At 46.1% G+C, this 17,209-nt stretch carries 14 protein-coding genes; 2 read left to right on the top strand and 12 right to left on the bottom strand.

The annotated features are described in order from the left end of the window. The first annotated feature begins 441 nt into the window (after positions 1-441). Positions 442-2,106 (top strand): asparagine synthase B, encoded by a 1,665-nt coding sequence (gene asnB, locus L5L98_RS01690; protein ID WP_105252850.1) that lies wholly within the window; start codon positions 442-444, stop codon positions 2,104-2,106. A gap of 170 nt (positions 2,107-2,276) precedes the next feature. Here asnB and L5L98_RS01685 read toward each other — a convergent pair whose 3' ends face one another. The 3 genes from L5L98_RS01685 to L5L98_RS01675 form a co-directional block, all read right to left on the bottom strand. Then, positions 2,277-3,377, bottom strand: a complete 1,101-nt coding sequence (locus tag L5L98_RS01685; RefSeq protein ID WP_263138221.1) for a patatin family protein — start codon at positions 3,375-3,377, stop codon at positions 2,277-2,279. A 243-nt stretch (positions 3,378-3,620) separates the two neighbouring features. Then, complete coding sequence (locus tag L5L98_RS01680; protein ID WP_263138442.1) at positions 3,621-5,867, bottom strand: TonB-dependent siderophore receptor; 2,247 nt, start codon at positions 5,865-5,867, stop codon at positions 3,621-3,623. 386 nt (positions 5,868-6,253) lie between these two features. Then, on the bottom strand, positions 6,254-8,044 hold the full coding sequence (locus L5L98_RS01675) for an acyl-CoA dehydrogenase C-terminal domain-containing protein (protein ID WP_263138440.1): 1,791 nt from the start codon (positions 8,042-8,044) through the stop codon (positions 6,254-6,256). Between the two features lie 246 nt (positions 8,045-8,290). On the opposite strand from L5L98_RS01675, the gene L5L98_RS01670 reads away from it, so the two are divergent. Then, a complete protein-coding gene (locus L5L98_RS01670; protein WP_131523921.1) occupies positions 8,291-9,139 on the top strand; it encodes a D-hexose-6-phosphate mutarotase in 849 nt (282 codons plus the stop codon). Positions 9,140-9,344: 205 nt separating this feature from the next. On the opposite strand, the gene L5L98_RS01665 is transcribed toward L5L98_RS01670, so the two are convergent. The 9 genes from L5L98_RS01665 to plsX all read right to left on the bottom strand — a co-directional run bounded on the left by L5L98_RS01665 (position 9,345) and on the right by plsX (position 17,202). Beyond that, positions 9,345-10,220 carry an NAD(P)-dependent oxidoreductase gene (locus L5L98_RS01665; protein ID WP_263138220.1) on the bottom strand — a complete coding sequence of 292 codons (876 nt, stop codon included), beginning with the start codon at positions 10,218-10,220 and terminating at the stop codon, positions 9,345-9,347. Positions 10,221-10,388: 168 nt separating this feature from the next. Beyond that, entirely contained in the window at positions 10,389-10,868 is a 480-nt protein-coding gene (locus L5L98_RS01660; protein WP_105252855.1) for an acyl-CoA thioesterase, read from the bottom strand. Positions 10,869-10,985: 117 nt separating this feature from the next. After that, entirely contained in the window at positions 10,986-11,354 is a 369-nt protein-coding gene (locus tag L5L98_RS01655) for a hypothetical protein (RefSeq protein WP_028760367.1), read from the bottom strand. A gap of 232 nt (positions 11,355-11,586) precedes the next feature. Further along, positions 11,587-12,825 (bottom strand): beta-ketoacyl-ACP synthase II, encoded by a 1,239-nt coding sequence (gene fabF / locus L5L98_RS01650; RefSeq protein WP_006087466.1) that lies wholly within the window; start codon positions 12,823-12,825, stop codon positions 11,587-11,589. Between the two features lie 236 nt (positions 12,826-13,061). Continuing rightward, positions 13,062-13,295, bottom strand: coding sequence for an acyl carrier protein (gene acpP, locus L5L98_RS01645; protein WP_006081231.1), 234 nt, complete (start codon positions 13,293-13,295; stop codon positions 13,062-13,064). Between the two features lie 164 nt (positions 13,296-13,459). Next, positions 13,460-14,206, bottom strand: coding sequence for a 3-oxoacyl-ACP reductase FabG (gene fabG, locus L5L98_RS01640; RefSeq protein WP_263138219.1), 747 nt, complete (start codon positions 14,204-14,206; stop codon positions 13,460-13,462). Positions 14,207-14,215: 9 nt separating this feature from the next. Next, on the bottom strand, positions 14,216-15,142 hold the full coding sequence (gene fabD / locus L5L98_RS01635; RefSeq protein ID WP_263138218.1) for an ACP S-malonyltransferase: 927 nt from the start codon (positions 15,140-15,142) through the stop codon (positions 14,216-14,218). Positions 15,143-15,204: 62 nt separating this feature from the next. Further along, entirely contained in the window at positions 15,205-16,164 is a 960-nt protein-coding gene (locus L5L98_RS01630) for a beta-ketoacyl-ACP synthase III (RefSeq protein WP_131523925.1), read from the bottom strand. 9 nt (positions 16,165-16,173) lie between these two features. After that, entirely contained in the window at positions 16,174-17,202 is a 1,029-nt protein-coding gene (gene plsX, locus L5L98_RS01625; RefSeq protein ID WP_263138217.1) for a phosphate acyltransferase PlsX, read from the bottom strand. Between the last annotated feature and the right edge of the window lie 7 nt (positions 17,203-17,209).

The following is a 17,209-nucleotide window of genomic DNA, read 5'->3' as shown; positions in this document are numbered from 1 at the left end:
CGTGCTTTTTTGTTTTCAGCTCACAAAAATGCCGTTATCGCGAAATATCCATTCCACAACGCCATTATGAATAGGCTTATGCCATTTGTTGATGTCAAACTCGACGCATTAATTGATTAAAAATAAAACACTTAAACGAGCCAACTCATTATTTATGGTCTTTTTTAACGGTTTTTCTGTCATCGACACTTTTTTAAAACACATTGTGAATTCCCCAAAACCCCTCATGCCAAATCAGACAATAAAAACAAATCATCAAAAATAACTCGAATTAGATGAATTATTCTCAAATAAAACCATAAAACATAAACACCTAAATCAACAAAAACGTCAATAAACAGATAAAGCATTAAAAATAGTGTTTGGCAAATGCCTAAATTGCTGGCACATTAAACCTCAATTGAGACATCCTCAAATGACAGACAGTGTGGGAGTTGTACTATGTGTTCAATCTTTTCGATTTTAGATATCCAATCTGATGCCAAAGAACTGCGCCAAGTCGCACTAGAAATGTCTAAGCTCATGCGCCACCGAGGCCCTGACTGGTCAGGTATTTATGCCAGTGATAAGGCAATTCTTGCCCACGAACGTTTAGCGATTGTTGACATTGAACACGGTGCCCAGCCACTGCTGACCGAAGATGGCAGCTTGATCCTTGCGGTCAACGGCGAAATCTATAACCACAAAGAATTGAAAGCCCAGCTAGGCGATAAGTACAGCTATCAAACCAACTCTGACTGCGAAGTGATCTTGGCGCTGTATCAAGAATATGGCACTGAATTTCTTGATAAATTAAACGGTATCTTCGCCTTTGTGTTATATGACAAAGCCCAAGACAGATACCTTATCGGCCGCGATCACATGGGTATTATCCCGCTATATACAGGCCGTGACGCTGCGGGTAACTTCTATGTTGCCTCAGAAATGAAAGCCTTGATGCCAGTGTGTAAAACGGTAGAAGAATTCTTACCGGGCCAATATTTGTACTCAAGCGATGCCGCCGCAGTGAAATACTACACCCGCGATTGGCAAAGCTATGATGCGGTTAAAGATAACCCAGCCAGCCAAGAAGAATTGCGTGACGCATTAGAAGCGGCGGTCAAACGTCAATTAATGTCAGACGTACCCTATGGTGTGTTGCTGTCGGGCGGCTTAGATTCATCGATCATTTCCGCCGTGACGCAAACCTTTGCTAAACGCCGGATTGAAGACGATGGCGAAACCAACGCTTGGTGGCCACAGTTACATTCCTTTGCCGTCGGCCTTGAAGGTGCGCCAGATTTAATCGCCGCCAAAAAGGTCGCCGAAGCGATTGGTACGATTCACCATGAGATCCATTTCACCTTCCAAGAAGGCTTAGATGCGATTAAAGAAGTGATCTATCACTTAGAAACCTACGATGTCACCACCATACGTGCTGCCACGCCAATGTATTTAATGGCGCGTAAAATCAAAGCGATGGGCATTAAGATGGTGTTATCGGGTGAAGGTGCTGACGAGCTATTTGGCGGCTATTTATACTTCCATAAAGCGCCAAACGCACAGGCATTCCACGAGGAATTAGTCCGCAAACTCGATAAGCTGCATCTGTTCGATTGTCTGCGTGCCAACAAAGCCATGGCCGCTTGGGGATTAGAAGCCCGCGTGCCCTTCCTCGATAAAGAGTTTATGGATGTGGCGATGCGCATCAACCCTGAAGCGAAAATGTCTAAGGATGGCCGTATTGAGAAACATATTCTGCGTAAAGCCTTTGAGCACAAGTTGCCAAAAGAAGTGGCGTGGCGTCAAAAGGAACAATTCAGTGACGGTGTGGGCTACTCTTGGATTGACGGTTTGAAAGAACAAGCGGCAGCGCGTGTGGATGATTTACAATTGGCGAACGCGAAATTCCGTTTCCCATACAACACGCCAGAAACCAAAGAAGCCTACTTCTATCGCTGCTTCTTTGAGGAACATTATCCACTGAGCGGCGCTGCAGAAACGGTTCCAGGTGGTAAATCCGTCGCCTGTTCAACGCCAGAAGCATTGGCTTGGGACGAAAGCTTACGCGGCATTATCGACCCATCGGGCCGAGCAGTACGCTCTGTACACACCTCAAGTTATTAATAGCCTAACGTTGAAGGACTAAGTTCATAAATTAGGTTAATGAGCTAGATTGATGAACCGGTTAATACAGCCAACCACAAGCGCTACCCTAGGGTGGCGCTTGTATTTTGATGCTTTTTACTTTTATTGCTTTCTCGCGTACACAATGATGACTTAGCTAAAATACCAAACTAGGCCGACAGCGCACTGAATGGCTTGATTTGAGAGTGAGCTTGAATGTGAGTTTGAGTGTGAGCGTTGGTTTGCACTTGAGTTTGAAAATAAGCATTACTCTGCGTCAACGCCATCGGATCTAAGCTTAAAAACTGCTTTCCAGCACTCAGCCCCGCATGATAATCATGGCGTAAATCCGCATCGGTACTGCCCAGCAATTTACTTTGCAAATTTTCAGCAGCAAAAATCTGCACTATCTCCACATCCTCTGGTGGATTAGCGATAAAGTCCAATTCATCCTGATAGGCTTGTTCGTGCTGCACTAAGTAATCTATGGTTTTCGGACAAAAGCCAGAAACACAAATCCAAGATTTTAATTTGTGAACCCAAGCCGATTGCGCCTGAAAATCCTCGCTCACAGTACGGATCACCACAATTTTGCGGGCACCACGACGATAGGCCTCACGCACAGGTAAAGGCGCAGCTAAGCCGCCATCGAGATAAAAATCACTATCAATACCTTCGCTTAATGCTGTGCCGTGACCAGAGGCGCTATGATTAGCCGCGCCGTTATTACAGGCGTTGTCACTCAGCCAAGGCGTGAGTTTCACCCCTTGTTTATACAAAAATGGTAATGCGCTAGAAGCTTTTAGCAATTCGCGCCACTGGCTTTTACTGCTTGGACTTAAAAAATAACCTTTGCGATCACTGGCATTAGTGGTGGTGATCAGTAACTGCCGATGACCGAGTGAAGCTGTCGCCGCGTTAAGATCTAATTTAAACATCCCTTGTCGAGTCTGCTCAAAATACCAATCTAAATCGACTACATTGCCGCCGACTAACCCGCGACCGAGTCGATAGAAGCGTTTATGGCGCGATAAACCGCGGATTAAGCGTTTGGCATACCCCTTTTGGCGGGCCAAAAAACTGCTAAGATTCTGTGAACCTGCTGAGGTACCGATAAATAAATCAAAGGGATCGAATCCGCCATCAAGCCAAGCATCGAGCACGCCTGCGGTGAATATACCGCGCTGACCACCCCCTTCTGCAATCAGGGCCACCTGTGGGCTAGCGTTAGATTGAGGGTCTTTGGAGGCTAAGTGGCTGACGGCGTGCATAGGAAAACCTTATCGAATAATTCATATAAGGCGAGTCTAAACAAGCTGAATCAGAAAGGATAACGGATAGAAACTATCATCTTAATAGGTAAACACTATTAAGATGATAAGTCACACAAGGTTAATCCATGCTAAATGCACGAATACAGACAGAGAGCTACGGCGGTTATTCGCGCAAGATTAACCCATTCGCTCCAGCTTGCTCATAATCCTTAACGAACAAGCTATTTTTACATCAATACATTAAAACTTATGACTCAGTTCAAGCGTGATATTACGCGGCTCACCGGGGAAATGGCCATTACGCTCGCTAAAACCACTGACGGCATATTCTTTATCGAAGATATTTTTAAGATTTAAGCGAACTTGAGTTTGATCCCACTGGGTCGTCCAGCTCATGTCAAAAATCGTATGGGGCTTCACCGTTTGGCCATCGAGGCTGAACTGCTCGCCCACATAGTCCATACCAAAAGCAATCGCCGAATCGAGTGCATTGATATCGTAACGGGTCCATATCCCTGCTTGATGGCGCGGCGCATTGGCAAAGTGCTTACTATCAAAAGTATTGGTTAAACTATCGTTTGTTACCCCTTTAACCACTTCGGTCTCGTTATAGGCATAGTTTGCCGTGACGGTCAGGTTATCGGTTAAATCCCCCACCAGCGTCCATTCAAGGCCTTGACTGTGTACTTCACCCAAATTAAGTAAAGCGGGAATACCATCGTCATCGCCAGTATCTAAAGGGTTAGCTTGGGCGACATTTTGTTTTTCAATGCGATACACAGCAAGCGTGGTCATAAACTGGCCATCAAGCCATTCATTTTTCATCCCAAGTTCAATTTGATTGCCCGTTTCTGGATCGAGGAAACCATCACCAATATCTTCCGCTTGATTGGTTAAAGATGCTGGATTAAAGCTCTCTGAGTAATTCAAATAAAAGGACATTGAATCAATTGGGCGATAATTAAGCCCTGCTCTTGGCGTTATCGCGTTATCGCTGAAGGAGAAACCAGTATTTTTATCATAATCATCAAACTGGCTAAAACGCAGACCAGCAATTAATGACCACTGTTCATTAAAGTGCAGATGTTCCTGTACATAAATGCCGTAACGGTTAGCGCGGGTACCATCGGTATTTTTATCCTTCAAGTTGTAACTATTAGGGTTGGTTTCACCATAGTTAAGGTCAAAAATATTCAGGTTACCAACACCATCCTTATCAGTCGCCAATTTGTACTGATATTCGGTTTCGACATAGTGATAGTCGCCGCCGAACAGGAATTCATGTTCAAAACCTAAAACATCGAATGCATAGACAAAATCATTGGTTAAACTGATTTCATCATTAGCCCGTGCTTGAACTCGGTATTCACGCTTAATGGTGCCATCACCCATAATGGGCTTTTTATTGGCATCTAAGGTCGCCCAACCTCTCGATTCATGATATTGCTGCGTGGAATCATTATTCAGATAACGGATCTGAGTCTTGACCGAGAAATTATCGGTAAATTGATGATCGAGAATCGATTGCAGCACCAGTGCATCCATCTTCTGGAAGTCACTCTTCTCATTGGCATTATAGGATGGCGCAACCAGGAAGTTACCGTCATTATCGACAGGAACGCCGCGCAGTCGATTGCCACCTAAATCCTGCTTAATAATATCGAAAGTGGTAGTGAGCTTAGTATCATCACTGATTTCGTAGAGTAACCCACCCGCCACTTCGGCATTTTGGCTATCGGCATTATTTCGAAAGCTATCTTCCTGCTGATAATAGGCGCCAAAGCGATAGGCAAGATTTTGGGTTAAGCCACCGGTGAAATCCAGCGAGCCGCCCATCATATCCTCGCTGCCCGTACTTAAGGTCAGCTCTTTACTCTCGACAAAGGTTGGTTTTTTAGTGACATAGTTGATCATGCCGCCGGGTTCACCGCCGCCATAAAGTGCGGATGCAGGGCCTTTTAACACTTCAACCCGCTGCACATTAAACAGTTGCGGCACAGAAAATCCCGAATAGGGATCGCCCCTTACCCCATCATAAAAGACGTTGGCATCGTCACGGAAACCGCGAAAGGTCACGCCAGAATAACTGAACTCACTTACGCCAGCGATTGAGCGGTATAAATCGGTAATATTGCGCGCTGCTTGGTCAACGATTAACTGCTCGGTCAGCACTTGCACCGACTGCGGCAATTCCATCACATTAATCGCCGTCTTAGTGCCAACCGTTGTTTCTTTATCGACGTACATTTGCATCGCGCGGCCATGAACGGCAATTCGCTCAGGTGCAGCCAATTTAACTTGCTCATAGGCTGCAGGCTCAGTCGATGCAGGACTTGCAACGGGTGAGCTTGTAGACAAGGTCTGCTGTGGAGCCTCTTTATCGAGTACGGTTTCAGCGGCGAATGCCGACTGATATTGAGCGAGTGCAAGTGCAATTAATGAGTAGGCGAAACGAGTCTTCACAGAATGTCCCCAGCGCGAGCGCATAAAAATGGCATAAACCAAAGGGTTTACAAATGTATTCAAACGAATTGGCCGTCATTATAAAGAATGATTTACGAATAACAACGATTATCATTTGAATTTACATAAGTGTGAAATCAGTTAGGTAAATAGCTAGCGTCAGCTCACATAACCCTTGTTGTGTTTGGTTATGACTAAAACGAAAAGAGCGTCAGTCGCACAGACCTTAGATAGAAGTTTTAATGTGGGACAAGCAAGAGACTCACAGTATCGAGCTCAATACTGGCGTGGAACCTAAGAATGAAAACAAGTTAAAGATTTAAACTATGCAAAAATAAAAACCAGCGACAATGCGCTGGTTTTTGAGCTGTTCTTAAGCAAAGGCTTCACTCAGCCTATAAGGTGAATGCTTAAAAGATTGCTTCATCCAATTGCGTTAGCATTTCACTCGCCTGCTCGATTTGCTTACGCAGACTGCGACCTTGCACCGCCCAGTAAGCCATGTAGAAATCAGCAGTTTTCAATTTAGCTTGGTAAAACGCGGTTTCTTCAGTGCCCTGCTCCAGTGCCGCTAATGCCACCGCGGCACTTCTGGCCCACATCCACGCCAGTGCCGTCACCCCAAACAACTCCAGATAAGCCATTGAAGCTGCGCCAATAATGTCAGGATTAGTCGCCGCATGGGTCGCTAAATAACCACTGGCCTTTTGCAAATCACCCGCACAATCCATTAAACCACTCACGTAAGGTTGCATCGCCGCATTCGTGCTATGCGACTTAATGAACTCAGTCACTAATGCCGACCATTGCTGCATCGCCGCGCCGCGGTCGCTAAGTAACTTACGCCCCACTAAATCCAGCGCCTGAATGCCGTTAGTGCCTTCATAAATCAGCGCAATACGGCTATCACGCACAAATTGCTCCATGCCCCACTCATGGATATAACCATGTCCACCAAACACTTGCTGCGCATCGACACAGGCATTAAAACCACGGTTAGTGATAAAACCTTTCACAACGGGCGTGAACAGGGCCACTAACTGGGATGCCGCTTTCGCTTTGGCGGGATCGGTATGGCGCTCAGCTTCATCGAGCCACAAAGCTTGTTGTCCAACTAAGGCTCTTGCGCCTTCATTAAAGGCTTTTTGCGACAGCAACATACGGCGCACATCGCCGTGAACCAAAATCGGATCGGCGGCTTTTTCGGGTGCTTTGGCACCGCTTAAGGCGCGGCTCTGTAATCTATCTTTGGCATAGGCCAGCGCATTTTGATAGGCAATCTCAGAGACGCCCAGCCCTTGCACGCCCACACCTAAACGCGCTTGGTTCATCATAGTAAACATGGCTCGCAGTCCTTGGTGTGGCTCGCCGACAAGCTCACCCAATGCACCTTCAAATACCATTACACAAGTTGAGTTACCGTGAATGCCCATCTTATGTTCAAGGCCACTGGCATATAAAGTGTTCGGTGCGCCTAAACTACCATCGTTATTCACTAATACTTTAGGCACTGCGAACAAAGATATGCCCTTCACGCCTTCAGGCGCATCCGGCAAACGAGCTAATACGAGGTGCACTATGTTGTCGGTGAGTTGATGATCGCCTGAGGAGATAAAAATCTTCTCGCCAGTAATGGCAAAAACGCCTTCGGATACTGGCACGGCTTTGGTGCGTAATAAGGCTAAGTCAGTACCGGCGTGGGACTCAGTCAAGTTCATGGTTCCCGTCCATTCACCGCTGACTAATTTGCTTAAATATTTTTGCTTGAGCGCATCACTGCCGTGGGCATGGATGGCGGCATAGGCGCCATGGGTCAAACCGGGATACATGGCAAAGGCCATATTGGTTGCCGTTTGTATCTCAGTGGCAAAAATCCCCACCACTTCGGGTAAGCCTTGGCCGCCATATTCAGGATCGCAGGTCAGCGTCGGCCAGCCATTATCAACAAACTGCCGATAGGCATTATCAAATCCTTCCGGTGTAATCACCTTACCATCGACCAACTTACAGCCTTGCAGATCGCCGACACTATTGAGCGGTAACATCACTTCAGTACTAAAGTCGGCCATACCTTGCAGGATCGCATCGACAAGATCTGGATCGATTTCATCGAACCCCTTGAGTGCATCTTGCTGATAAATATGTAACATTTCATCGAGGATAAATTGATAGTCGCGCAGCGGCGCTTGATAAACTGGCATAATCGCTTCCCTTTTCTTGTTAGACTGCAACTCAACTAAGTGATCTGACCACTTTGGTGCTCTGACCACTTTAGCTAAATCTGCCGAAAAAGAAAGCACCTCAGTATCCGCCACAGACTTTTGTTTACACAAACGAACAGCGAAACCGTAAATTGATCGCAACAAAGCCTTATGTTATCGCGGAAAACTTTGTAAGCTAACTGCCTGTTTTTCTGATATGTCAGCAGAGTTAAGGATATTGTTACTATGGGTTCTGTCACTACTAAAAAGCACGCCAACGGGCTCGATTATGTCGAAGTGAATACGGCGTTATGTCAGGCAAGAATTTTTTTGCAGGGCGCGCAAATAGACTATTTTCAACCCGTAGGCAAACCACCTTTGCTGTGGGTTTCATCGGCTGACGATTATCAACCCGGTAATGGGATCCGTGGTGGTGTACCCGTATGCTGGCCTTGGTTTGGCATGAGTAGTGAAGCGAACTTTCCCCAACACGGTTTCGCCCGTACCCGTATTTGGGCGCTGGAATCGGTAGAAATGCGTAATCAGTTAGTGGATTTACGTTTTAGCTTAAAAATCAGTGAGCAAGATAAAATCTATTGGCCGCATAACACTGAGGTCAGCGTGTTATTCACCCTAGGCGACACTCTAAGCATTAGCCTTGTGAATACCAACGTAGGCGATGAAACCGTCACGCTTACCCAAGCGCTGCACAGCTATTTCCCGATTGAGGATATCCACCAACTCAAAGCCAGCGGTTTTAGTGGGTCAAAATACATCGAATTTGCACAAGGGCCTTACCCGCAAACAACGGATGAAGTGCTGTTTAATCGCGAGACAGATCGTGTCTATACCGATCTCGGCCCAGTGCAGTTATTGCATACGCCGCAGGGGATAATCGAAGTCAGCCGTGAAAACAGCCAATCAGCGGTATTATGGAACCCATGGATTGAAAAGTCACAACGCCTGGGCCGATTTAATCCAGAGGATTATCTGACCATGGTCTGCCTAGAAGCGGCCAATGTATTAGAAGATAAAGTCGTGCTTGCTCCAGGTGAAACCCACAGTTTAGTGACCCATATTCGCTGGAAAGACTAACGATTAAATATCCTAGCTCTTAATGTCCTAGTCAAAAAACGATACACACAAAAATGCCCAGTCCTATTTGCCAACGCAATCGGGACTGGGCATTTTTATCATTGCAAAACCTATCACTGAGAAACCAGAGTGTTTATCACTCCGAAACCAGAGTTTTATCACTACGAAACCTAAGTTTTTATAACGATGAAACTTAAGGTAAAACTTATTTCGCCGTTTTTTCTAAGCGCGCCAGCAAGCTAGACGTATCCCAACGGTTACCGCCCATGCCCTGAACTTCTGAATAGAATTGATCAACTAACGCGGTTAATGGCAAGTGTGAACCATTGCGGCGAGCTTCTTCTAAGGCGATGCCTAAATCTTTACGCATCCAATCGACGGCAAAACCAAAATCATAGCTTTGGCCCCACATCGTCTTGTAGCGATTTTCCATCTGCCAGCTTTGCGCCGCGCCTTTGCTGATCACTTCAATGACTTTCTCGCCATCGAGTCCCGCTTTACGAGCAAATTGCAGCGCTTCCGCCAAACCTTGCACCACACCCGCGATACAAATTTGGTTCACCATCTTAGTTAACTGACCTGCACCAACCTCACCTAAACGTTCGGCGCAGCGGGCAAAGGCTTCAATAACGGGTTTAACACGCTCAAATACCGCTTCATCGCCGCCGACCATCACAGTCAAGGCGCCATTTTCGGCGCCCGCTTGACCACCCGACACAGGCGCATCGAGGAAATCAACGCCCTTTTCCGCTAACACTTGATGAAGCTCACGGGCAACATCGGCCGAAGCCGTAGTATGGTCAACTAACACTGCGCCCTTTTCCATCCCATGAATAACGCCATCACTGCCTAATACCACTTCACGCAGATCGTTATCATTGCCCACGCAAGTAAACACAATATCTTGACCCTCTGCCGCTTCCTTTGGTGTTGGACAGCAGCGGCCACCATAGGTGTCGACCCAAGTTTGCGCCTTGGCAAAAGTACGATTATAAACAGTGACCTCATGGCCTTTGTTCAGTAAATGCCTCGCCATGGGATATCCCATTACGCCTAAACCAATAAATGCGACTTTTGCCATGAGCTGATCCTTAAATAGATAAACAAAATGAATCGATTCAAAATAGTAGCCGCAGTTTAACATCCATCTACGATAACGTCAGAGTGAAATCGGAGCGAGTGATAAACGCACTTTTCGCTAGAAACAACAAAGGCGCCTTAAGCGCCTTTGCTGATTTAATTTATGGGGCTATTTCACCACATGGGCTTCCATTTCGGCGCCAATCTTTTTACGCATTTCCATCAAGCGCAGTGCAGAATCCCGCAAATGAATATCATGTTCCGTCTGTGGTATCCACTCAGGCACTGGCGTAGGTAGGCCATCTTCATCAACTGCTACCATGATCACAATACAATGGGTGGTGAGATGACGCTCAGAAACTTTAGGATCGCCCGCTCGCACATCGATACCGATATGCATAGAAGTTTTACCCGTATAAATCACTTTTGCGCTGACTTCAACGATATTGCCCACCAAAATGGGTTGCACAAAACGAATACCGCCCGCATAAGCAGTAATACAATATTTACCGCTCCAGCCCGCTGCACAGGCATAGGCCGCGAGATCGATCCACTTCATCACAGCGCCGCCGTGAACTTTACCACCAAAATTCACATCCGCAGGCTCTGACAAAAATCTCAGGGTACTTTGTCTATCGATACCAGCCATATAACCTCAACTTATTCAGCCACTGTGGCTCAATGTTTCGTGCAATAGGCTGAGTTTACGATAGAAAGCGCCATTAGCGTAAAAATAATTACGATTGACCTCGTCAAAAAATTCGATTTAACCAAAGTGGCTAATAAGCACGCAGCAAAGCAATAAACTCGGCAACGCTAAACGATAAATCCATAGCTGAAATTCACTACTGACGAAACGCGTACCCTTAGCAAAAGTGTAAACGCCTAAGCCAAACATAAAGAAACCAAGCACTTCGAGGCCCGAAGACATATTGCTATCGCCACCGACGTTAATCGCCGTCACCAATAAGGCAAACCAAACCACCACGTAAGCAGCGATTGCTAAGGTAAAAGTCTTGATCCCAATGTCCATGTTTGGATGCCACACTTTAAACTCACCACGGATCAATTCGGTCAGATTGGCAGTTAATGCGCCAATGAGGGGAACAAGCGGGATCACCGCGGGATTTAACATGACACACTCCATTAAGATTGAATATGTCTGTCATTATCTGTGGTCATTAGAATTAAACAAGCTTGATGAACAAATGTTAACACTATGGATATCATACAGTTAGAAAGTGACATCCATCACAATAAAGTCATAAGATAACGGAGTTCAACTCACATGAGCAATGAATTTGACCCATAAAAAATGCGCCCTCAGGCGCATTTTTTCACTGTTTTTTACACCATAAATGCGTGTTTTACACTTTCTTGAACAGTAACGAACCGTTAGTCCCACCGAAACCGAAGGAGTTACACAGAGCGTAATCCATTTTCACGTCACGGGCTGTGTGGGCAACAAAATCTAAGTCACAACCTTCATCTGGATTATCCAAGTTGATGGTTGGCGGTACGGCTTGGTCGCGCAGTGCTAGCAAAGTGAAAATCGCTTCAACCGCACCCGCAGCACCTAACAGGTGACCCGTCATCGATTTAGTCGAGCTAACCAGTACTTTATAAGCGTGGTCGCCAAATACTGACTTAACCGCTGCCGCTTCCGCTTTATCACCAGCTGGCGTCGACGTACCGTGGGCATTGATATAACCAATTTGCTCCAGTGATAACTTAGCATCATTAATAGCATTGACCATAGCAGCTGCAGCGCCTGCTCCGTCACTTGGAGGCGATGTCATATGGAACGCATCACCGCTCATACCAAAACCGACTAATTCGCCGTAAATGGTCGCACCGCGCGCTTTTGCGTGTTCGTACTCTTCCATCACCATAACACCAGCGCCATCACCGATCACAAAACCATCACGGTCTTTATCCCATGGACGGCTCGCCGCAGTCGGATCGTCATTGCGTGTCGATAACGCTTTCGCTGCACCAAAACCTGCAACGCCTAAAGGAGAAGTGACATCCTCAGCACCGCCCGCAACCATCACGTCTGCATCGCCATAGGCAATGGTACGCGCCGCGAAACCGATATTATGCACACCCGTAGTACAAGCGGTCGTCACGGCAAAATTTGGGCCTTTCATGCCAAACATGATCGACAAGTGGCCTGAAATCATATTGATAATGGTACTAGGTACGAAGAAAGGAGAAACCTTACGCGGGCCACCATTCATCAATGCGCTGTGACCTTGTTCAATCAACCACATACCGCCCATACCCGCACCAATAGCAGTACCGACACGACCTGGGTTTTCTTTACTCATGTCCAGACCTGAGTCTTGGATAGCTTGGATGCCAGCCGCCATACCGTATTGAATAAAGAGGTCCATCTTACGGGCGTCTTTTTTCGTTACATATTGCTCAACATCGAAATCTTTTACTGAACCACTGAAACGAGTGGTAAATTCACTGGCATCAAATTTGGTTATCGGTGCAATACCACTCTTACCCGAAAGCAAAGCCTTCCAAGTAGTATCGACAGTATTGCCCACTGGAGTTACTAACCCCAAACCGGTTACCACTACACGACGTTTAGACACGGCAGTCACCTTTAAATGCTAATTTGTTAATTCAGATAGAGGACGCAGGGTTTTCTATCATTAGACAATTTCTTAAATAACTTTTATTTAGAAAAATTCGCCAATCTGCGGCGAGCATCTCGTGGATAATAATTAAAACACGATCCAGAGACGATTGAATGGCACGGAGGCAGAATTTGACGGGGGTAAAACAAAAACAGGCGGCAAAAATGCCGCCTGTCGTCAAGAATTCAGAATTACTGATTCTTAGAAACGTAGTCGATCGCTGCTTGAACAGTAGTGATCTTTTCAGCTTCTTCATCAGGGATCTCGGTATCAAACTCTTCTTCCAGAGCCATAACCAACTCAACAGTGTCCAGAGAATCTGCACCCAGATCGTCAACGAAAGATGCCGCTGGCTTAACGTCTTCTTCTTTAACGCCCAGTTGCTCTACAATGATTTTCTTTACACGTTCTTCGATGTTGCTCATTAGTTTTCTTTCCTATTCAAATTACGCACTTGCGTAAGATTGCGAGTAGTTTATTAGATTTGGCTGACAATGCAAGCTTAGTTTTCGTGGTCTAACCACGAAATTTCACTATCAATTGATACAGATCACTACTCAGTTGCGACAGAAATCCCTGCCATTCGCCCTTAAACCATGTACATGCCGCCATTCACATGCAAAGTTTCGCCTGTGATGTAAGCGGCTGAGTCCGAGGCCAAAAAGAGCACTGCATTGGCAATTTCTTGCGCTTGCCCTAATCGTTCCATCGGAACCTGTGACATGATAGCTTTTTGCTGCTCTTCGGTCAGCTCATCTGTCATATCGGTCTGGATAAATCCAGGAGCGATAGCATTAACTGTAATTTGACGAGATGCAACCTCTCTTGCAAGAGATTTTGTAAATCCAATCAAACCCGCCTTTGCTGCCGAGTAGTTAACTTGACCTGCATTGCCCATGGTGCCTACCACTGAACCGATATTGATGATTCGGCCAAAGCGCTTTTTCATCATGGTACGCATCACAGGTTTTGACAGTCTAAATAACGATGTCAGGTTGGTGTCGATAATATCCTGCCATTCATCATCTTTCATCCGCATCAGCAGATTATCACGGGTTATACCCGCGTTGTTGACTAGAATATCAACATCACCCGCTTTTTCTTTGATCGAGGCGAATAAATCTGTAACAGATTCACTATCTGTGACATTAAGCACTAAACCAAAACCTTTGTCACCCAGATATTCTTGGATCGCCGCAGCGCCCTTCTCACTGGTTGCGGTTCCAATAACCACGGCGCCCGCTTCGACCAATGTCTCAGCGATCGCACGGCCAATACCGCGGCTCGCACCTGTCACCAAAGCCACTTTGCCTGTTAAATTCAGGTTGAAACTCATATAAACTCCTTACTCAGTTAATGCTGCTAATGAAGCAACATCATTAACCGCTTGGGCTGATAGTGATTTATTAATTCGTTTTGCTAATCCTGTCAATACTTTACCAGGACCGCATTCCACCAGTTGGGTAATGCCTTTTTGGGCCATTAGCTCAACAGTTTCGCTCCAGCGGACAGGACAATATAACTGACGCACTAACGCATCTTTAATGTCATCAGCAGAGGTGGGTGATGCCACATCAACGTTATTAATCACAGTAATTGTTGGGGTATTAAACTGTACATCGTTTAATGCCACGGCCAGTTTATCCGCCGCAGGTTTCATTAATGCACAGTGTGATGGCACGCTGACAGGTAAAGCCACCGCCATTTTAGCGCCCGCTGCTTTACAAGCTGCTGCAGCGCGCTCAACTGCGTCTTTTTGACCTGCAATGACCACTTGACCAGGACTGTTAAAGTTAACTGGACTCACCACCTCACCTTGAGCCGCTTCGGCGCAGGCATTAGCGATACTCTCGTTGTCCAAACCGATAATCGCATACATAGCACCCGTGCCAGCGGGTACCGCTTGCTGCATCAGTTGACCACGTAATTCCACCAACTTAATCGCGTCTTTAAAATCCATCACACCCGCGCAAACTAAAGCAGAATACTCGCCTAAACTGTGACCCGCGAGTATAGCAGGCATAGGTTTGCCTGAAGCCACGTAGGTACGCCAAATCGCCACGCTCGCCGCTAATAGGGCCGGTTGAGTTTTATCGGTTTCATTTAAGCTTTCAACAGGACCTTGCTGAACCAATGCCCACAGATCATAACCTAAGACGTCACTCGCCTCAGCAAAGGTTTGTCCAACAACAGCATGAGATTCGGCAAGCTCGGCTAACATGCCTATGGCTTGTGAACCTTGACCCGGAAATACAAAAGCAACATTTTCCATATTCAAATTACCTATGGCTAACTTAATTTATTGAAAAATCATGTGGAACACACATGTAGAACTTAGAAACGAATGAGCGCACTGCCCCACGCAAATCCAGCACCAAAGGCCTCAAGCAACAGTAATTGTCCGCGCTGAATACGGCCATCACGTACGGCTTCATCCAATGCAATGGGCACTGACGCGGCAGAAGTATTACCGTGTTTAGCTAAAGTCAATACGACTTTCTCAAGACTCATATCGAGCTTTTTAGCGGTAGCATTGATAATTCGGAAGTTGGCTTGATGTGGCACTAACCAGTCAATTTCTGACTTATCGATATTGTTAATGCGCAGCGTCTCAGTCACCACATGGGACAATTGAGTCACAGCCACTTTAAAGACATCGTTGCCTTTCATGGTCATAAAACCGACCGCTTCAGAAGTTTCGCCTTTACGTGGTGGGAAAGCGCATTTCAATAAGTCACCTTGGCGACCGTCGGCATAAATGTGGGTCGAAATGATCCCTGGTGTTTCGGATGCGCCTATCACAACCGCGCCCGCACCATCACCAAATAAAATAATCGTTGAACGATCTTCTGGCTCACATAAGCGAGACAGTACATCGGCACCAATCACTAATACTTTTTTAGCCGCGCCCGTTTTTACAAATTGATCGGCAACAGATAAAGCATAAACAAAGCCTGAACACGCCGCTGCGATATCAAAAGCTGGAATGGTATGCACGCCAAGCATGGCTTGAATTTCACAAGCTGCAGCCGGAAAAGCATTGGGAGCACTGGTGGTGCCGCAAACGATCATGTCTAAATCTGATGCTTCTATGCCAGCCATTTCTAGCGCTTTTAATGCCGCTTGGTAGCCCATAGTTGAAACGGTTTCATCGAAAGCCGCAATGCGACGTTCTGATATACCTGTACGTTCAACAATCCATTGGTCAGTGGTTTCCACCATTTTTTCCAAATCTTGATTGCTACGCACCTGCACTGGTAGATAACTACCAGTTCCGAGAATTTTTGTATGCATAAGGAGGGATCAGTTATTTATATCTAAAAGAATCGACTCCAAACGATCTTTTATCATTTCAGGGAGTCGACGTTGAGCTTCCGTTACTGCCAAACTAATTGCTTGTAAATAGGCAGTTTCATCCGCGTTTCCATGGCTTTTTACAACTATTCCGCGCAATCCTATCAGACTTGCACCGTTATAGTGGTCGGGGTTCATCTGACTAAGGACCGCCTGGATACGAGGGGCGATAAGTTTAGCCAGAAAACGAACGAATAAACCTTGGGTTAGTCCCCGTTTTAACTGATGTACTAATAACTTGGCAATACCTTCAGAGGTCTTGAGCGTGATGTTACCCACAAACCCATCACAAACAATCACATCCACATTACCGGAATAGATTTCATCCCCTTCGATAAAACCTGTGTAATTGATTTGTTCTGTGTGTTGCAGCAACTGCGCGGCTTGCTGAACTTGGTCATTACCTTTAATTTCTTCAACGCCCACATTGAGCAAGGCGACTTTTGGCCGAGATTTCTTATCGACCACTTCGCACAGGACTGAGCCCATCACGGCAAATTGAAATAAGGTTTCCGAGTCACAGGAAATATTCGCGCCCAAATCCAACAAATAAACCGGTTTTTGAGTCACCGCAGGTAAACAACTGACTAATGCGGGTCGATCAACACCAGGCAAGGTCTTCAGCAATACTTTCGCCATTGCCATCAGCGCCCCTGTGTTACCGGCACTCACACACGCTTGTGCGCGGTCGTCACGCACTAACTCAATAGCCAATCGCATGGAACTGTTTTTACGTGTACGCAAGGCATGCACAGGCCTATCGGACATACTAACGACTTCATCGGTATGAATGATTTCTATGCGCGAAAGTAAACTCGCTTCGGCTTGACGTAGATAGACATCAATTTCAGTCTTGTCACCGACTAAAATGATTTTAAGAAAAGAATGTAATTGTAGTGCCCGCAAGACTGCAGGCACCGTGACGTGGGGGCCATGATCACCACCCATTGCATCTAACGCAAGCGTCAGATTCGTCATTAGGAAA

Source organism: Shewanella sp. SM23 (assembly GCF_025654295.1).
Lineage (GTDB): Bacteria > Pseudomonadota > Gammaproteobacteria > Enterobacterales > Shewanellaceae > Shewanella > Shewanella oncorhynchi.
The sequence above is the reverse complement of the archived record's forward strand: the minus strand, read 5'-3'. Positions and strand labels throughout refer to the sequence as shown.